Annotated in this window: 12 protein-coding genes; 6 read left to right on the plus strand and 6 right to left on the minus strand. The window is 70.6% G+C overall.

The genetic code is table 11. The features are described 5' to 3' along the window. Positions 1-7: 7 nt before the first annotated feature. The 4 genes from ACFHYQ_RS04405 to ACFHYQ_RS04420 form a co-directional block, all read right to left on the minus strand. On the minus strand, positions 8-1,120 hold the full coding sequence (locus ACFHYQ_RS04405) for a cation diffusion facilitator family transporter (RefSeq protein ID WP_394299765.1): 1,113 nt from the start codon (positions 1,118-1,120) through the stop codon (positions 8-10). Positions 1,121-1,238: 118 nt separating this feature from the next. Further along, positions 1,239-4,895, minus strand: a complete 3,657-nt coding sequence (locus tag ACFHYQ_RS04410) for an ATP-binding protein (protein WP_394299766.1) — start codon at positions 4,893-4,895, stop codon at positions 1,239-1,241. A gap of 279 nt (positions 4,896-5,174) precedes the next feature. Then, positions 5,175-5,933: an SRPBCC family protein gene (locus ACFHYQ_RS04415; protein WP_394299767.1), complete on the minus strand. Its 759-nt coding sequence runs from the start codon at positions 5,931-5,933 to the stop codon at positions 5,175-5,177. Between the two features lie 2 nt (positions 5,934-5,935). Beyond that, positions 5,936-6,577, minus strand: coding sequence for an ArsR/SmtB family transcription factor (locus ACFHYQ_RS04420; RefSeq protein ID WP_394299768.1), 642 nt, complete (start codon positions 6,575-6,577; stop codon positions 5,936-5,938). Positions 6,578-6,716: 139 nt separating this feature from the next. Between ACFHYQ_RS04420 and ACFHYQ_RS04425 the strand changes: the two genes are divergently transcribed. From ACFHYQ_RS04425 to ligD, 4 genes are all read left to right on the plus strand, one after another. Next, complete coding sequence (locus tag ACFHYQ_RS04425; RefSeq protein WP_394299769.1) at positions 6,717-7,508, plus strand: hypothetical protein; 792 nt, start codon at positions 6,717-6,719, stop codon at positions 7,506-7,508. 22 nt (positions 7,509-7,530) lie between these two features. After that, positions 7,531-7,941 (plus strand): hypothetical protein, encoded by a 411-nt coding sequence (locus ACFHYQ_RS04430; RefSeq protein ID WP_394299770.1) that lies wholly within the window; start codon positions 7,531-7,533, stop codon positions 7,939-7,941. 186 nt (positions 7,942-8,127) lie between these two features. Then, entirely contained in the window at positions 8,128-10,554 is a 2,427-nt protein-coding gene (locus ACFHYQ_RS04435) for a S8 family serine peptidase (protein WP_394299771.1), read from the plus strand. A 33-nt stretch (positions 10,555-10,587) separates the two neighbouring features. Beyond that, positions 10,588-11,559, plus strand: a complete 972-nt coding sequence (gene ligD / locus ACFHYQ_RS04440; RefSeq protein ID WP_394299772.1) for a non-homologous end-joining DNA ligase — start codon at positions 10,588-10,590, stop codon at positions 11,557-11,559. 79 nt (positions 11,560-11,638) lie between these two features. On the opposite strand, the gene ACFHYQ_RS04445 is transcribed toward ligD, so the two are convergent. Further along, on the minus strand, positions 11,639-11,908 hold the full coding sequence (locus tag ACFHYQ_RS04445; RefSeq protein WP_204017376.1) for a DUF1876 domain-containing protein: 270 nt from the start codon (positions 11,906-11,908) through the stop codon (positions 11,639-11,641). 278 nt (positions 11,909-12,186) lie between these two features. Here ACFHYQ_RS04445 and ACFHYQ_RS04450 point away from each other — a divergent pair, with 278 nt between their 5' ends. After that, on the plus strand, positions 12,187-13,089 hold the full coding sequence (locus ACFHYQ_RS04450; protein ID WP_394299773.1) for a universal stress protein: 903 nt from the start codon (positions 12,187-12,189) through the stop codon (positions 13,087-13,089). Between the two features lie 308 nt (positions 13,090-13,397). Here ACFHYQ_RS04450 and ACFHYQ_RS04455 read toward each other — a convergent pair whose 3' ends face one another. Further along, on the minus strand, positions 13,398-13,688 hold the full coding sequence (locus ACFHYQ_RS04455) for a hypothetical protein (protein WP_204017378.1): 291 nt from the start codon (positions 13,686-13,688) through the stop codon (positions 13,398-13,400). A 148-nt stretch (positions 13,689-13,836) separates the two neighbouring features. Here ACFHYQ_RS04455 and hrpA point away from each other — a divergent pair, with 148 nt between their 5' ends. Next, complete coding sequence (gene hrpA / locus ACFHYQ_RS04460) at positions 13,837-17,808, plus strand: ATP-dependent RNA helicase HrpA (RefSeq protein ID WP_394299774.1); 3,972 nt, start codon at positions 13,837-13,839, stop codon at positions 17,806-17,808. Positions 17,809-17,814: the final 6 nt, after the last annotated feature.

Raw genomic sequence — 17,814 nt, forward strand, 5'->3', positions numbered from 1 at the left:
TCGCGGGTCAGTCGCCGCCACGCGGGTCGTGCCGGTGACCGGTGAGGAGGGCGTGGTGGTCGACGCCGTCGTGCGGGAGGGGATCGGCGTGCACGATCGCGGCGGTCAGCCGGGGGACGGTGTGGATCAGGCCGTGCTCGGCCTCGACGGCGATCCGGTGCGCCTCCACCACGGTGCAGGCCGGGTCGACGATCACCTCGCATTCGGCCCGCAGGTGATGGCCGATCCAGCGTAGCCGCACCTGCCCGAGGTCGAGCACTCCGGGCGTCCCGCGCAGCGTCGCCTCGGCCCGGTCCACGATGGCGGGGTCCACCGCGTCCATCAGCCTGCGGTACACCTCGCGGGCGGCCTGGCGGAGCACGGCGAGGATGGCGACGGTGATGAGCAGGCCGACGACCGGGTCGGCCCGATCCCAGCCCAGTGCGGTCCCGCCCGCGCTCGCCAGCACGGCCAGCGAGGTGAACCCGTCGGTACGCGCGTGTAGCCCGTCGGCGACCAGCGCGGCCGACCCGATCTGCCTGCCGACGCGGATGCGGTAGCGGGCCACCAGTTCGTTGCCGGCGAACCCCACCAGCGCCGCGCCCGCGACCGCCCCCAGTTCGTTCACCTCCCGCGGGTCGAGCAGCCGGTCGAACGCCGCCGTGGCCGCGAACACCGCGGAGACCGCGATCGTCAGCACGATCACGACTCCGGCCAGATCCTCGGCCCGCCCGAACCCGTAGGTGTAGCGCCGGGTCGGCGGGCGCCGGCCGAGCAGGAACGCGATGCCCAGCGGGACCGCGGTCAGCGCGTCGGCGGCGTTGTGCAGCGTGTCGCCAAGCAGCGCCACCGATCCCGAGACCGCCACCACCACAGCCTGGATCACCGTGGTCGCGCCCAGCCCGGCGAAGGAGATCCACAGCGCCCGCATTCCCCGGGCCGAGGTCTCCATCGCCGCGTCGACCTTGTCCGCCGTCTCATGGGAGTGCGGCCGCAGCACATGACGGATTCGGCCGCCCAGAGGTCTCCGCCCGGGACCGTGTCCACGCCCCCCGTGAGTGTGCCCGTGTTCGTGCGGGTGGTCGGGACCGTCGCCCTGGTCGGTGTGCGGGCGGCCAGGACCGGACTCTTCCTCGCTCATGGAATCACCATGCCCGAGGAAACGCGCCGCAGCACCTCGACAACAACGTAGCGGTCGCCGTTGCGTCATTCCCGCGAAAGGCAAGGGATCGGGTCAGGGACGGAAGTCCCAGCGCTTCTCAGGCGGCTTCGGCGAGCGCGCGCAGCAGGGCCGCGCTGCGCCCCTCGAAATGCCGCAGGCCGAGGCGGCGGTGCAGGTCACGCCCGGCGGCGGCGTGTTCGAGGGCCCCGGCACCGTCGCCCACGCGGTGCAGGAGCATGGCGACGATGTCGTGCAGAGCGCCCCAGGCGACGCCGCCGGTGCCGAGTGTCACCAGTTGGCCGGCGATCGGCCGCAGTTCCGCGAGCAGGCCGTGCGGGTCGGGCCTGCCGAGCCGGGCCGCGACCAGGCCCCACTGCCAGGTGACGAACTGCCAGGTCCAGTCCCGCTTGAAGTGGACGCCCCAGCAGTCCATCAGGCGGTGCGCCAGGGCCTCCTCCCCGGCGTCCACGGCGGCGAGTACGGCCGTGGGCCGTACCAGCAGGTGGGATTCGTCGGCCGCCACCTCGACCAGCTCGGGTAGCAGTTCGCCGTGCCGGCCCCGGCCGCGATCGCAGAAGAACTCCGCGATCAGCCTGAGCGCGTCCGGTCCCCACAGGCTGGTGCGGCGGTGGCTGCCCGCGGCGAGAGCGGCCAGCCGTTCGGCCTCCGTCCAGTCGCCATCGAGCATCGCCCGCCCGGCGGCCGCGAACGTCACCTGCGTCTCGATCTCCGGCATGCGGACCTCGCGGGTCAGTCGCAGGCAGCGGGCGAGCTCGTCGTCGTATTCGGTCAGCCGCCCCGACTTGAGCAGCCCGGGCATCCGGTGCATTCGCGCGATGACCTCGGTGGCCCGCGGCAGGCCGGGGATGGTGAGGATCTCCTCGGCCGCCCGATAGCGCTCCTCCTCATGCTCCGGAGTCCAGGCGGCCATGACCAGGTTGTTCAGCGTGCGGGCCAGCAGCCGCGGGTCGCCCGTGTTCCGGGCCAGCTCGACCGCCTCCAGCGCGTACAGCCGCCCCTCGGGCCGGCGTTCCCCGTAGTACAGCTCGACACCGAGCGTGCCGAGCAGTTCGGCGCGCCTGACGTCCTCCCGCAGGTCAAGCCGGTGGAGCTGGTCTTCCAGCACCCCCACCATCCGCTCGTCGACCACGCCGTAGGGGCGCCACTGCCACAGAGCGACGCCGCCGAAGACCGCCGCGGCCTCGATCACCGCGTCGTCGTCTCCCAGAGCGGCCGCGAGCGTCACGGCCTCGTCGAGCGCGGCCCGCGCCCCGTCCACGTCGCCGGTCAACCGCCGGGCCCGGCCCAGCTCTATCAGCAGCGCGCATCTTTCGGAGGCATGGCCGGACATCCGCTCGGCCGCCGAGGCGTCAAGCGCCCGCTCCCAGTAGCCGACCGCCTCGTCGTAGGCGAGCCGGGCGGCGGCCTGCCGGGCCGCCTGGGTGGCGTACGACGTCGCCTTGCCGGCGTAACCGACCCGGGCGGCCAGCCCGAAATGATGGGCCAGCACCGGCAGCCGCGAGACGAGGTCGCCCCTGGCCAGCGCCTCGACGGCCGTACCGACACGGCCGTGCAGCTGTGCGCGCTGCCTGCGGTTGAGCCCCAAGTACAGCGCCTCCTGCACGAGCGCGTGCGAGAAGCGGTAGTCCCATCCGCCGTCCACCTCTGTCAGCAGCCCTGTGGCCACCGCCGGCTCGAGCAGCATCATCAGGCGCGCGCCGCTGATCCCGGTCGCGGTCTCCAGCAGGTCGGCGTCCACGTCCCGGCCGATCACCGCGGCGGCCCGCAGCACGGTCTGGGAGTCCTCGGGCAGCCGCGACACCCGCTGCTTGATGACGTCGCGCACGCCGTCCGGCACCGCGAGCGAGGCCACGTCGGCCGCAGTCACCGGACCGAGCGTGTGCACGCTGGACAGCAGCCGGAGCAACTCGCCCAGGAAGAACGGGTTGCCGCCGGTCCGGTCGTGCAGCGCGCGGGCGAGTTCGGCGTCCCAGGCGGCGGCCGACCCGCAGAGGCCGCCGGCCGGGTCGCCCTGATGGGCGATGCGGTGGTCCGTGAGGTAGTCGGCGATCTCGCCGGGGCTGAGGGGCGCGATGCTCATCCGCTCGGTGCCGCGTTGCCGGGTGAGATCGCCGAGCGCCTCGGCGAGGGCCTCCGCACACCCTTCGGGGCGCGTCTCCGCGAGCGTCTCCGTGAGTGCCTGCCCGTCTGTCGCCGCGGGGCCGGGCCGTACGGCGGCCTCGGGCCGTACGGTGACGAGCACGAGCAGCGGCACACGGTGCAGGTCCGCGCCGATGAACGCGAGCAGGCGCAGGGACGCCGCGTCGGCCCAGTGGAGATCGTCCATGACGATGAGCACCGGTGAAACCGCGGCCCGCCGTCCAAGTGCCCGCGCCACCGCGTCGTACAGCAGGAAGCGAGCGGTGTCCGGGTCGCTCTGGTCTCCGGAGTGACCCTGCTCGTCCGGGTGGCCCGAGTGGCCGCCGGACAGGTGGCCGGCGATCTCGGGAAGCTCATCCGGCAGGGCCTGGAGCGCCTGTACCCAGGGCCAGAACGCGGGAGCGCCGCTCCCTTCCGAGCAGCGGCTCCACGCGACCGCGACGCCGCGCTCGGCCGCCATGGTCGCCGCGGCCTCAGCCAGACGGGTCTTGCCGATGCCGGATTCGCCGCTCACCAGGAACACTCCACCGGCGCCGCGGGCCAGGTCGTCGAGCCGCTCCCGGATCCGTCGCAGATGCGGCTCGCGCCCGACGAGCCGGGGCAGCCCCGCGCAGGGCGGCCGGACGGGTTCCGCGATCGCGTCCGCGCTTCCCGAGGTGCTCGCGTTCCCCGGGCCCTCCGCGTTCACAGGGAGCACGTTCACAGGGAGCACGGCACCCGTGATCCCCGGGCCGGCGGCGGGCCACCGGCCCGCGAGCGAGTCGTCCTGGCGGAGGATGGCCTGCTCCAGCCGGCGCAGCTCCGGGCTGGGATCGATGCCCAGTTCCTGGCCGAGGAGGGAACGGCAGCGCTGATACGCGGCCAGCGCCTCGGCCTGCCTGCGATCACGGTAGAGGGCCCGCATGAGCAGCGCCCATAACCCCTCACGGTAGGGGTCCTGCTCCAGCAGGCGTTCGACCTCGAGGGTCGCCTCGGCATGCCGCCCCAGGGTCAGCCAGGCCTCGGCCCGTACGGCGAGGGCCGACGCGCGGAGGTCGGTCAGCCGGGAGACGGTGGGCCGGGCGAAGGGCTCATCCGGGAAGTCGGCGAGGGGCGTTCCCCGCCAGGCCGCGAGCGCGGGATCGAGGATCCGCTCGACGTCCTCGGGTCTGCCCTCGGCGAGGGCGGCACGCGCGGTCTCGGCGGCCCTGATGAACCGGTTGGCGTCGACCTGGTCGGGGGTGATGTCGAGCAGGTAGCCGGGTTCGCGGGTGCGCAGGACCCGGGCGGGGGCGCGCGGGCTGCGCCGGGGTTCGAGGACCTTACGCAGGTGCGAGATGTAGGCCTGGAGCGTCCCCGTGGCGCTCGAGGGCGGTTCGTCGGCCCAGAGCCGGTCGATCAGCTGGTCGAGCGGGACGATGTGCGGCGCGTTCAGCACCAGCAGGGCCAGCACCGCCCGCTGCTTGCGCGATCCGACGTCCAGGATGTTCCCTCTGGCGTCCACGACCTCCAGGGAGCCCAGCACCCGGAAGTCGAGACCGGAGACGCCTCCGCCGTTCGATCCGCTTCGCGTGGCCGTGTCGCCCGTCGTGGTCTGCCTGGCGCCCGCCCGCATTCACAACTCCCGAACGAGCCATACGGCCGCTTCTGGCCGGATTTGCGGGTCATCATAGTGGTATGTTCCGGTCGGTCCGCTTTCCACGGCGAAACCGGCGTGTTCCAGCAGCCCGCATATCCAGTCGCCGTCCACCTTGAAAGCCGCTTGGAATCGGCTTGCGTCCGTTGTGTATCCCGATTCAACTCCGCTTCGCTTCGTGCCCGGCCGCCTTTCAATGAACGCCGAGTCCACTGTTCCCCGTCATCTCGCGGTACGGGGAGACCCCCATGCGAGCGCTCAGGCGAGCACTCGGTCAAGCCAGGAGTTCCAGGCGTGTTCGGCCGTACGCTCGTCCACGTCGTCGGAGAAGATGTGGTGCCCGAGCACCAGCACGTTGCGCCGCGACGGGCCGGAGTGAACGAACCGATACAGGCCATCGCCGGTGCGAACGCCCAGGTAGGACGGGAGGCCGGCGTAGTCCACGACGCCCTCGATCGGGGGAAGCCCGTCGACGGCCAGCCGTACCGGCGCACCCTCGGTGACCGGGCCGGAGAGCCCGATCGCCGCGGTCAGCGCCGCCCATACCCGGACCGGGTCGCCGGTGTTCGGGCGGGCGGCCGAGATGACGGCCCTCGCGGTCCGGCCGGGGAAATGCGCGAGGTACTGGGCCAGCTTGTGGAGGTACATGTCCCAGCCCGCCCGCATGGCCTCGTATTCGGTCTCCCAGTCGTCGCCCAGGAAGCCGCTCTGCACGAGGCGCAGGACGGTGCTGCCGCCGTCGCGGCCCTCGATGAGGTACTCGAAGGCCATGAAGATGCCGTCCGGGTTCTCGTCGCTCCGGTACCCGAAGCGCTTGCCCGGCTCCCAAGCGGTCACCGTGGACTCGTCGACGCCGCCCATCATGGTGAACCGGCTTCTGCTGCCCTCGTGCGGCTCGATCTCGGTACGTCCCATGAACCAGGAGTCGATCCCCGGGCCGGTGGCGATGGCCTCCCACACCTGTTCGGGGGTGGCGTCCAGCTCGATCTCCTTGGCCAGCTCGAACTCGTGTGGCATTGTCAGGTCTCCTGAGTCGGGGGTGCGGACTGTTTCACGGCGGGGTGCACGGCCACGACGACGCGGTGCTCGCGTCCGCCCTCGGCCGTCTCGTCGTGGTACTTGCTCACCAGGGCGGTGACCGCCTCGGCGAGCTCGCCGGCGAAGGCGGCCCGGTCGGCGGCGGAGGCGAAGCGCACCTGCCCGTCGATCGCGAACGTGGCCACCCTCTGGCGGGCCTTGGCCGCTCCGGTGATCAGTGAGCCCACGTCCCTCACCAACTGGGCGGCCAGGGCCAGCAGCCAGCGGGCTGACAGGTGGTCCGGTGAGCGTGCGGGGTCCGGTGCCACCGAGGCGAGCGCCACCGGAGAGATCACGAACGATGACGCCACCGCTCGCATCACCCTCTCGGTGACGTTGCCTTTCCTGCGCTCCTCGACCAGTTCCACCAGGCCGTGGCGTTCCAGCGCTTTGAGGTGGTAGTTCACCTTCTGCCGAGGCAGGCCGACCCGGGCGGCCAGCATGGTCGCCGATGCGGGCTCGGTCAGCTCGGCCAGCAGCCGTGCCCGTACCGGATCAAGTGAGACCTCGGCAGCGGCCGGGTCCTCGATCACCGCCACGTCCATCATGTCGCCAAAGATGCCACCGAAAATAAAAATCGTCAAGACAGTGAGAATAGTCGGCCGCGAAGCGCAAAGTTGATCTTAGAGGAGCATTACGCGAGCAACGTTGTGCGGTGAACGTGTCACGCTGTGTAATCACAGAGGGCGATGAGCCAGACCTACCTGGTTCGAAGGAGTGACTATGACGTTCACAGCGATGCAACCCTCGTACATGACCGCCGCTCTGGGTTACACGACCCAGCAGCCGGTCTCGCCGCTGCAGCTCGGTCAGCAGCAGGCACTCTCGATCAGCGAATCGACCCGGCAGGAGGAGCAGATCCACCCGCAGGAGCACCTGGTGAGCCCGCAGACCTTCTGGGCCAGGATCGCCCGGATCGGCATCCGGCGCGGCGCTCCCGTCGCCAGGCAGGTTCTGGAGACGGTCCTGTACCAGCAGGTCATCCAGCAGCAGATTGCCGCGCCGCAGCTCTCGCAGCTCGGCATGGCGATGCCGCACCTCGCCGGCCAGCAGGTATCGGTGCTCAACGGGGCGATCCAGCAGGAGGAGCAGGTCCACCCGCAGGAGCACCTGGTGAGCCCGCAGACCTTCTGGACCAAGGTCGCCCGCATGGCCGTCCGGCACGGCGTTGAGGTTGCCCGCCAGATCCTGGACGTCCTGCAGACCCAGCACCAGGTCGAGCAGCAGATCCAGGAGCAGGCGATCCAGCAGCAGCTCGCCCAGCAGTACGTTCCGACCGCCCAGTACGGACAGACCCAGTACGGCCAGTCCCCGTACGCCCAGGCGCTCGGTCTGCGGGTCGTTCCGCAGATCACGCCCACCCCGCTGAGCGCGCTGAGCACGCTCGGCGCGGTGAACCCGCTCAGCGCGGTGCACCAGGCGCAGTACGGCCAGCAGGTGTCCCCGCAGTACGTCAGCCAGCAGCACCAGCAGGCCGCACAGCAGGTGCCGGTCGCAGCCGGTGTCGGATTCTGAGCGGAGGCACATGGTGGACTCGATGGGCGGAGGAGCTACCTGGCCCGGCGCCGTCTCGGGCGGAGCCGGCATGGTGCCCAATCCGGCCATGAACCAGGCCATACATCCGGTGGTGAACCCGGCGATGGCCATGACGACCGGTCCGGCGATGGGCATGGTGGTCGGCGGTGTCACGGGGACGGCGATGGGGCCGATCCCGGGCCATCCGCCGGCGCTCGTCCCAACGCAGGTACAGTGCGCGGTGACCCTGCAGCGGCTTTACGCCTGGCTGCAGGTGTCGCTCCCGCAGGCACCCCAGGTCGCGGGAATCATCCCGCTGCTGGTGCAGGCGGTGCAGCTGTACCGGGCCGGACAGTTCGAGGCGTGCCTGGCGCAGCTCCAGGCGGTCCTCGGCTTCGTCAACAGCGGCCAGCCCACGGTTCCACTCCTGTGACGGAGTCCGTATGAACGGCCCGGACCGGTCGATCGACCGGTCCGGGCCCCTGGGAGTGTTGCAAAAGTGCCGTCCGTCGCGGGCTGGGCCGCGCGCAGCAGGACATGACTTTTGAGACACGACTTAGTTCCCGTCGAGCCCATAGGTGCGGCGAGACCAGCCTGAGCTGGGGAGAGTCGAGACGTTGTGACCAGTAACGACAAGCCCAAGGACGGAAGCGAGTCGCGCTCACCGGCGTCGAGCAGGGGCAGACAGCCGACGCGGCAGGTGCCGCATGTGGTGGAGCCGCGTCCCATGCGCTACATGGTGGCCGCGCTGCGGCAGCCGTACCTGTCGGCGATGGGGGTGAGCGCGACGCCCCTCGACGCCGACAGCCTGTGCGAGCTGCTCGAGAACGACCCCGACGTGACCGTGCGTCGCCGACTGCCGGGTCACCCCGGATCGCCGGGGCATACCGAGCCGCCGGGGCACCGGCAGGGGCCGGTCTCCGTGAGGACCGCCCCTCAGGGGATGGTGCCTCAGGGGATGGTGCCTCAGGGGATGGTGACGGCCGCGCCGTTCCCCGAGATCCTGATCGTGGACATGACCGCCGAGCACGCCCTCGAACTGCACATGAAGTATCCGCAGGTGCTCATCGAGCGCGACCGGCTGTTGACCTACACCGAGGTGCCCGGGCCGCCTCGCAGGCGCCGTACGGCTGCCGCGGTGGTGCCGTCGGGCGTCGAGAGTACTTTCACGTTCCTGGTGCGCGACGTCGGGTGCAAGCCGGTGCCGGGAGCCACCGTCTTCGTCACCGGGTACGGCTGGCCGGCGCAGGCCGTGACGGGCGCGGACGGCCGGGCATCGGTGACCCTCGCCGGCGAGACGCCCGAATCCGTCGTCAGTGTGGTGGTCAAGCCTCGCTCCGGCCACTGGAGCTTCCACCTCGACCGTCCGTCCCTGTCCACAAGCAGGGAGAACCTGATCGAACTGGTGAGGCTGTCGGATACCTTCGAGGACTTCCCGGGGCACCGGCTCTTCGGCTGGGGGCAGCAGGCGATGAATCTCGACCGGCTGCCGCCGACGTTCCGCGGCGCCGGCGTGAAGGTCGCGATCATCGACTCCGGCGCGGCCATCGACCATCCCGACCTGCTCAATCGCATCAGTGGAGGTGTCGACCTCACCGAGCGTAAGCCGGACGGCTGGGCGGTGGACACCGCCTACCACGGCTCCCACTGCGCGGGGATCATCGCTGGGGCGGACGACGGCCAGGGCGTCGTCGGCTTCGCCGTCGAGGCCGAGGTGCACGCCTGCAAAATCTTCCCGGGGGGACGGTTCAGCGAGCTCATCGAGGCACTCGACTACTGCATTAAGCAGCGGATCGACGTGGTGAACCTGAGCCTCGGCAGCAGGCAGCCGTCCCAGCTCGTGGCCGCCAAGATCGCGCAGGCCCGCGAGGCCGGCGTGGCGTGCGTGGTCGCGGCGGGCAACGACGGAGGACCCGTCGGCTTCCCCGGCAACTTGCCCACCGTGCTGACCGTCGCCGCGATCGGGCGGGCCGGCACCTTCCCCTCGGGCACCGCACACGCCGCCGAGATCACTGATCCGTGCACGGCGGAGGGATATTTCTCGCCGAGATTCACCTGTCACGGGCCGGAGGTCGACGTCTGCGCGCCGGGCGTGGCCGTGCTGTCGGCCGTCCCGTCGGGCGACTACGCCGCCTGGGACGGGACCTCGATGGCCGTGCCGCACGTCACCGGCCTGGCGGCTCTCGTGCTGGCCCACCATCCGGACCTCTGCGACGGGTACGGCACGCGTGACGCCCGGCGGGTCGAGCGCCTCTTCCAGATCATCAAGTCGAGTTGCCTGCCTCTCGACCTCGGCGACCCGGGCCGTACCGGAGCGGGCCTGCCCAACGCGCTGCTCGCCCTGAGCCCGGCCCTCGCGCTCATAGCACCGGAATTCACCGATATCCCGGCCGCCGACATCCGCGTGCTGCTCGACCGGCTCACCACCGAGATGGCCTGGGCCGGCCTGCTCGTGCCGGGTCCGGTGGATCCGGACGCCGTCGGCGCGGCGCCAGGGGGTCCCATGCCAGGGGTCCCGATGCCAGGGGGCATGGAGGTCGGCGGTGTGGGACCGGCGATGCCGGGCGGACTGGAATTCGCCGACGGCGCGGCCGTCGCCGCCGGGATCGCCGGCGAACCGGCCGCCGCCGAAACGGGGCTGACCGGTCAGCCCGGCACGGTCGCCCAGCCCGGTGTCACCCAGGGTGATGTGGTCCCGGGCGGGGTGGCTCAGCCCGGCGGACGCGGTCGCGGGATGACGGGCAAGGGCCGCGCGGTCAAGGCGCGGGGGGCGGGCGCCGGGGACGCCGGGGGCGATCCCGTGCACACCAACGGGACCACCCCAGGTCAGAGCGCGCTCAACCGCCCGGTGGCCGCCGGAGCGCCGCCCGCCGGTCCGGTGCCCGGAGCGGGTCCAGTGCCGCCTGTTTTCGTGGTGGGAGCGCCGGGAGGCTTCGCTCCTGTGAACGGCGGCGGGAGTGTGGTGCTGCCCGCGTTCTCCTGGCTGACCGAGGAGATGCGAGCCGCCGGGCTGCTCACCGGGCAGGTGACCCGTCTGTTCGGCTGAAGCGAAGATCTGTATGAGTGAAGTCCGGGTGGCATGAGGGGGCTGCCGGCGTACCCGCCGATGACGGGGCAGGCCGCCGGGCGGCTCCCCGAGCCGGGTGAGAACTACGCCTTCGAGATGAAGTGGGACGGAGTGCGGGCGCTCGCCTACATCGAGGGCGGCCGGCTCCGGCTGATCTCCCGGAACGCCAGGGACATCACGGTGGCGTACCCGGAGACGTACGGGCTCGCCGAGGCGGTGGGCGGACACGACCTGGTCCTGGACGGGGAGATCGTCGCGTTCGACCGGCGCGGCAGGCCGTCGTTCGAGGCGTTGCAACCGAGGATGCACCAGCGGCAGGCCGCCAAGATCGCTCGATTGGCGGTCGCCGTGCCGGTGGCGTACCTGCTGTTCGACGTGCTGCACGTCGACGCCGAGCCTGTGATCTCCATGCCGTACACAGCCCGCCGGGAGTTGCTCGAAGAGCTGGTCACGCCCGGTGACCACTGGGACGTGCCGCCGTGCTTCCGCGACGACGGCGCGCACGTGCTCGCCGAGTCGCGCAGGCTGGGCCTGGAAGGGGTGATGGCCAAGCGGCTGGCCTCGCCGTACCGGCCGGGAAGACGGTCGCCTGACTGGGTGAAGGTGAAGAACTTCCGCACCCAGGATGTCGTCGTGTGCGGCTGGCGGCCCGGCGCCGGTCGCCGCGCCGGCATGATCGGGTCACTGCTGCTCGGCGTTCACGACGAGGGCGGCCGCCTCCGCTACGCGGGGAGCGTGGGCACCGGATTCACCGAGGCCACCTTGCGCGAGCTCGCCGTCCGGCTGGCGCGACTGAAGCGGGAGACCTCGCCTTTCGACGAGGAACTGCCACGCGAGGACACGCGGGGTGCTTACTGGGTGCATCCCGTGCTGGTCGGCGAGGTGCGGTTCGGCGAGTGGACGGGCGACGGCCGGCTGCGGCATCCCTCCTGGCGAGGCATGCGGGAGGACAAGAACCCGGAGGACGTCGTTAGAGAGGAATGACACTACTCCGCGGCACGTGACGTCGCCCGTCCGCCGCGTCCTCCGGTGATCTGTCCGCCCGCGCCTTGAGCCCGAGCCGTCAGTGCGTCTCGTAGGCCGGCCCCGCGAGCCGCGCGACGTCGTCCGCGCCGTCCCCGAGCAGTTTCGCGGCCAGGTCCGACAGTGCGCGTCCCGCCGCCAGCTCGTCACCGATGTCTGGAACGGGCCGGTCTACCGGGTTGCGTCGGGCGTGCGCGACGCTTTCGTGCCTTCTGCCGGCGTTGGTGTACAGCACGGCGGTCGCGGTGGTGAGGTCGTCACTGTCGTCTTCGTCGACGAAGATCTCGACGTTCCATCTCTTGGATTCCATGAGGTCCACCTCCTCTGTCAAGCATCTCTCCGCCGTTCCCCGCTCCTAACAGGGCCCGTCCGCACAGACCGGCCCCGGATCGCGGAGATCTTCCTTTGCGGGATGTGGATGACGCGGTCCGTTGTCTTCCGGGCTCCTCGCCCCCTCCATCGAACTCCTGTCCGGCAGAGACGGCGCAGAGGCCGGAGGTCCTTTTCGGCCGGGCCGTTCGGCCGCTGGCCGCGCCGCGGTCAAGACGGTGTGATGGAGTTGTCGGAACTACCCGGGAGGTCGCGAACATGTCCGGTTTGATCGTGGTGGCCGTCGACGGCTCCGAACAGGCACTGGCGGCGGTGGACTGGGCGGTGGACGACGCACTGCGGCACGACGCCGCGCTGAAGATCGTGCATGTTCGCGAGCCGTGGGCCAACGAGTATCCCTTCCACGCGGTGGAAGGCTTCAGCGAATCGGTGTCGGACTACTGCGAGGGCGTGCTCGCCCACGCCCGGGAGCGAGCGGACGAGCGCGCCGGAGGGCGGGCACCCGGTCTCACCGTGACCACCGATCTCGCCACGGGCACCGTGGTCGAGCGGCTGACGGATGAGTCGGAGCGGGCCGACCTCCTCGTGATCGGCAGCAGGGGGATGGGGGGATTCGCCGGGCTCGTGCTCGGGTCCGTCGGGCTAGGCCTCGCCGCCCGGGCGGCCGCCCCGCTCGTCGTGGTGAGGGACGTCCGGCACGAGCCGTACGACGAGGTCGTGGTGGGCTTCGACGGATCCCCGCACAGTGAGTCGGCGGTCGCGTTCGCGTTCGAGGAGGCCCGGCTGCGCGGGGCTCGAGTGCGTGCCGTGAACGCCTGGCAGTCGCCCATGTTCAGTCCGGTGGCCAGCGGATACGGCGCGGTGATGGGTGAGATCTTCGACGCGGAGGCGGAGTCGTTCCGCCGTCGGCTGGCGCCGTGGCGGGAGGAGCACCCCGATGTCCCACTGGTGGAGTCCGCCGTGTGCGGGCACCCCATCTCGGCTCTCGCCGAGGCCTCCCGGACCGCGGACCTGGTGGTCGTCGGCACCCGCGGAGTCGGCGAGGTCAAGGGGGCGCTGCTCGGTTCGGTGAGCCATGGCGTCCTCCATCGGGCACACTGCCCGATCGCCGTCGTCCGCACCGAGAAGACCGAGAAGACCGAGAAGCCCGAGAAATCCTGAGAAGCCCGAGAAACCCCGAGAAGGCGTCCGACCAGGTCCGGCCAGGCCCGTGGCCACACCCGGCCCGTGATCTTGCAGTTTCTTGCAAACTACCTTCCTGACCTGCGCGAATCAACTCCGTGATCTTGCAGTAGCGAGTGCAAGATCACGGAAGATGTCTCCGCTGGTCGGGACCTATGTCTGCGAGAAACCGCAAGATCATGAATGTGAAGTCCCTGCTCCTGGCTCGATGTGCGAGTATTCGCAAGATCACGGGGTTTGGTGGTGGGGCGGGGTGGTGTTGGCCGGTGGCACATTCCGGTCCGGTGTCACATTCCGGTCCGGGCGGGCTGCCGGATCTCCGCGCCCTCTTCGTGGAACTCGGGAGTCTCGTGACCCATCTCCTCGCTCAGCTCCTCCATGCGCAGGGCGATGCCGAGCGCGAAGCACGTCGGGGCCCACTCGCCGATGAACAGCCCCCAGCGGTCGGCCCGGTCCATGCCCGCGCGCTCGTACTGCTTCGAAACGAACCACGAGGCGATCGAAGCACCGATCGACAGGAGGCCGGCCCCGTACATCATGTTGGAGCGCAGCCCCATCTGGTGGAGCATCCTGATCATCCGGTCCCCCTTTGTGGATGTTCATCCTTTTTATTGCTACCCGTCCCCAAATGTCCCAATCACCTGATGGCCTCGCACCCCACCACCCCCGGTGCGCGGAAAACGGATGGCAGGGCCACGGGGGTGGTTGCCTATCCTTGAGCATGGAATGAACACGCTCGCCGACCTTCAGGGCCGCCTTCCCGACCTCATGCTGCGCGATCAGCGCAGGCTGCGCCGCCGCCTCGACGGCATGCGCAAGGTCCGCGACGGCGCGGTACGCCGGGCCGTGGCCGGCGAGATCGCCGGAGACATCGAGGCCGCCGAGCGGCGCGTCTCGGTACGGCGTGCCGCCGTACCGAAGATCAGTTATCCGGCGGAGCTGCCGGTAAGCCGGCGCAGGGACGACCTGCTCGAGGCCATCCGCGATCATCAGGTCGTGATCGTGGCGGGCGAGACCGGCTCGGGGAAGACGACCCAGCTGCCGAAGATCTGCCTGGAGCTCGGCCGGGGCGTCCACGGGGCCATCGGGCACACCCAGCCCCGGCGGATCGCCGCGCGGACCGTGGCCGAGCGCATCGCCGAGGAGCTGTCCATCCCGCTGGGCGAGGCGGTCGGCTACAAGGTGCGGTTCACCGACCACTCCAGTGACGGCACGCTCGTCAAGCTGATGACCGACGGCATCCTGCTCGCCGAGATGCAGACCGACCCGCTTCTCCTGCAGTACGACACGCTGATCATCGACGAGGCCCACGAGCGCAGCCTCAACATCGACTTCATCCTCGGATACGTCAAGCAACTGCTGCCGAAGCGGCCCGACCTCAAGGTGATCATCACCTCGGCCACGATCGACCCCGAGCGGTTCGCCCGGCATTTCTCCGAACCGGGGCGGGAAAGCGCGCCGATCGTCGAGGTGTCCGGCCGCACCTACCCCGTCGAGGTCCGGTACCGCCCGGTCGGCGAGGACGACGACCAGACCCAGGCGATCGTCGACGCGGTCGACGAGCTGTGCGGTGAGGGCTCGGGCGACATCCTGGTCTTCCTGAGCGGGGAGCGGGAGATCCGCGACACGGCGGACGCGCTGAAGGGCCGCCCGGAGGAGGTCCTGCCGCTGTACGCGCGATTGTCGGCGGCCGAGCAGCACCGGGTCTTCCAGTCCCGCAGTGTTTCTCATGGGCGCGGGGGGCGCCGGATCGTGCTGGCGACCAACGTCGCCGAGACCTCGCTGACCGTCCCGGGCATCAAATACGTCATCGACCCCGGCACGGCTCGCATCTCCCGCTACAGCAACCGGCTGAAGGTGCAGCGGCTGCCGATCGAGCCGATCTCGCAGGCCTCGGCCAACCAGCGCAAGGGCCGCTGCGGCCGTACGTCCGACGGCATCTGCATCCGGCTCTACTCCGAGGAGGACTTCGCCTCCCGGCCGGAGTTCACCGACCCGGAGATCCTCCGTACCAACCTGGCCAGCGTCATCCTGCAGATGGCCTCCCTGGGCCTGGGAGACATCGCGGCGTTCCCGTTCGTCGAGCCGCCGGACAGCCGGCAGATCAAGGACGGGGTCAACCTGCTGCACGAACTCGGCGCACTGGCCCCGGCCGCCTCCGCCGGGCCGTCCCAGGCCCTGCAGAAAGGCCGGCAGAAAGGTCCCGGCCCGCAGCTCACCCCGGTCGGGCGGAAGCTCGCCCAGCTCCCGGTGGACCCCCGGCTGGGGCGGATGGTGCTGGAGGCCCATCACAACGGCTGCGCCCGGGAGGTCATGGTCGTCGCGGCGGCCCTGTCGATCCAGGATCCGCGCGAGCGGCCCGCGGAAAAACAGCAGGCGGCCGACGAGAAACACCGGCGATTCGCCGACAAGGAATCGGACTTCCTCACCTATCTCAATCTGTGGCGATATCTTCAGGAGCGGCAGCGGGAGCTGTCGTCGAGCGCGTTCCGGCGGCTGTGCAAGTCGGAGTACCTCAATTACCTGCGGGTCCGGGAATGGCAGGACATCGACAGCCAGCTGCGGCAGGTGGCCAAGACGCTCGGCATCGTGCCGAACAGCGTCGACGCCGACCCCCAGCGGATCCACCAGTCGCTGCTCGCCGGCCTGCTGTCGCACGTCGGGGTCAAGGACGTCGTAGAAAAGCGCAGGCAGGACGGCCGCAGGCCGATCACCGAGTACATCGGCGCCAGGGGGGCGCGCTTCGCGATCTTTCCGGGATCGGCGCTCGCCAAGGCGCAGCCGGCCTGGGTGATGTCGGCCGAGCTCGTCGAGACGTCCCGGCTGTGGGCGCGGGTCAACGCCAAGATCGAGCCGCAGTGGATCGAGCCGCTCGCCCAGCACCTGGTCAAACGCACCTACAGCGAGCCGCACTGGGAGAAGGACCAGGCCGCCGTCATCGCGCTCGAGAAGGTCACGTTGTACGGCGTGCCGATCGTGACCGAGCGCAAGGTCAACTATGGCCGGATCGACCCCGAGCTGTCCCGCGAGCTGTTCATCCGCAACGCCCTCGTCGAAGGCGACTGGCGGACCCACCACAGGTTCTTCCATGACAACCGCAAGTTGCTGCAGGAGGTCGAACGGCTGGAGGAGAAGGCCCGTCGGCGCGACATCCTGGTGGACGACGAGACGCTGTTCGACTTCTACGACCAGCGAATCCCCGGCGACGTCGTCTCCGGACGGCACTTCGACAGCTGGTGGAAGAAGACCGCCCGCGAGACCCCCGATCTGCTGACCTTCTCACCGGAGATGCTGGTCAACGAGGGCGCCGGGGTCAGCGCCGGCGACTACCCGGACGCGTGGCGGCAGAACGGCCAGCGGATGCGCCTCACCTACCGGTTCGATCCGGGGTCGGCGCCCGCCGGGGGCAGGGCCGAGGACAAGCCCGCTGAGGAGGCGACCGCCGACGGCGTGACCGTGCACGTCCCGCTCGCCGTGCTCAACCAGGTCGAACCGGTCGGCTTCGACTGGCAGATCCCCGGGCTGCGTGAGGAGCTCGTCACCGCGCTCATCAGGTCGCTGCCCAAGCAGCTGCGGCGCAACTTCGTGCCCGCGCCCAACTACGCCAAGGCCGTACTGGAGCGGGTACGGCCCGGCAGCGAGCCGATCCTCGACGCGCTGGAACGGGAACTGCACCGCATGACCGCGGTGGACATCCCCCGGGAGGCGTGGGCGCCGGACCAGGTGCCCGAGCATCTGCGGATCAGTTACCGGGTGGTCGACGACCGCAAGCGGACGATCGCCGAGGGCAAGGACCTGGAGGAGCTGAAACGCCGCCTCGCGCCCCGCCTGCGCGCCACGCTGTCCCGCGCCGCCGATGACCTGGAGCGCACCGGGCTGCGCGACTGGGACATCGGCGCGCTGCCCAAGCTCTTCGAGCAGGGCCGGATGCGCGCCTACCCGGCGCTGGTCGACCAGACCGGCAGCGTCGCGGTCCGCATGTTCGAGACCGAGGCCGAGCAGCGCCGGGCCATGTGGGCCGGGACCCGCAGGCTGCTGCTGCTCAACGTGGTGAACCCGGCGAAGGCGATCCTGCGCGGGCTGGGCACGCCGGCCAAGCTCGCGCTCAGCCGCAGCCCGCACGGCGGCGCGGCCGCGCTGTTCGACGACTGTACGGCGTGCGCGGCCGACAGGCTGATCGCCGAGGCCGGGGGACCGGCGTGGGACGAGGCGGGATTCCGCCGCCTGCACGACCACGTGCGCGCGTCGCTGTTCGACACCACCGAGGAGGTCGTCGCCCGGGTCGAGCGGATCCTCACGGTCTGGCATGCCGTGCAGAGCTCTCTCGCCGGGCCCGCCGACATCGTGGACGACCTCAGGGAGCAGTTGGAAGGGCTCGTCCACCCGGGGTTCGTCACGGGGACCGGTTACGGCCGCCTGCCGGACGTGCACCGCTATCTGCGTGCCGTACAACGCCGCCTGGAGAAGCTGCCGGACGACCCGCACCGCGACCGGGAGTGGATGCACCGCGTCCACGACGCCGAGGACGACTACCGCGACCTGCTCGACAGCCTCAAGCCCGAAGAGCGCGAGGCGCCCGCCGTACGGGACATCCGGTGGATGATCGAGGAACTGCGGGTGAGCTTCTTCGCCCAGCAGCTCGGCACCCCGGCGCCGGTGTCGGAGAAGCGCATCCGCAAGGCGATCGAGCGGATCTGAGTAGGT

The sequence above is a fragment of the Sphaerimonospora cavernae genome (assembly GCF_042435035.1).
Classification (GTDB): Bacteria; Actinomycetota; Actinomycetes; order Streptosporangiales; family Streptosporangiaceae; genus Sphaerimonospora; species Sphaerimonospora cavernae.

Bases quoted from the DNA above. Each gene is read 5' to 3' on its own strand.
- ACFHYQ_RS04405 (WP_394299765.1), bottom strand. From the start codon at position 1,120: ATGAGCGAGGAAGAGTCCGGTCCTGGCCGCCCGCACACCGACCAGGGC.
- ACFHYQ_RS04410 (WP_394299766.1), bottom strand. From the start codon at position 4,895: ATGCGGGCGGGCGCCAGGCAGACCACGACGGGCGACACGGCCACGCGA.
- ACFHYQ_RS04415 (WP_394299767.1), bottom strand. From the start codon at position 5,933: ATGCCACACGAGTTCGAGCTGGCCAAGGAGATCGAGCTGGACGCCACC.
- ACFHYQ_RS04425 (WP_394299769.1), top strand. From the start codon at position 6,717: ATGACGTTCACAGCGATGCAACCCTCGTACATGACCGCCGCTCTGGGT.
- ACFHYQ_RS04430 (WP_394299770.1), top strand. From the start codon at position 7,531: ATGGGCGGAGGAGCTACCTGGCCCGGCGCCGTCTCGGGCGGAGCCGGC.
- ligD (WP_394299772.1), top strand. From the start codon at position 10,588: ATGAGGGGGCTGCCGGCGTACCCGCCGATGACGGGGCAGGCCGCCGGG.
- ACFHYQ_RS04445 (WP_204017376.1), bottom strand. From the start codon at position 11,908: ATGGAATCCAAGAGATGGAACGTCGAGATCTTCGTCGACGAAGACGAC.
- ACFHYQ_RS04450 (WP_394299773.1), top strand. From the start codon at position 12,187: ATGTCCGGTTTGATCGTGGTGGCCGTCGACGGCTCCGAACAGGCACTG.
- ACFHYQ_RS04455 (WP_204017378.1), bottom strand. From the start codon at position 13,688: ATGATCAGGATGCTCCACCAGATGGGGCTGCGCTCCAACATGATGTAC.
- hrpA (WP_394299774.1), top strand. From the start codon at position 13,837: ATGAACACGCTCGCCGACCTTCAGGGCCGCCTTCCCGACCTCATGCTG.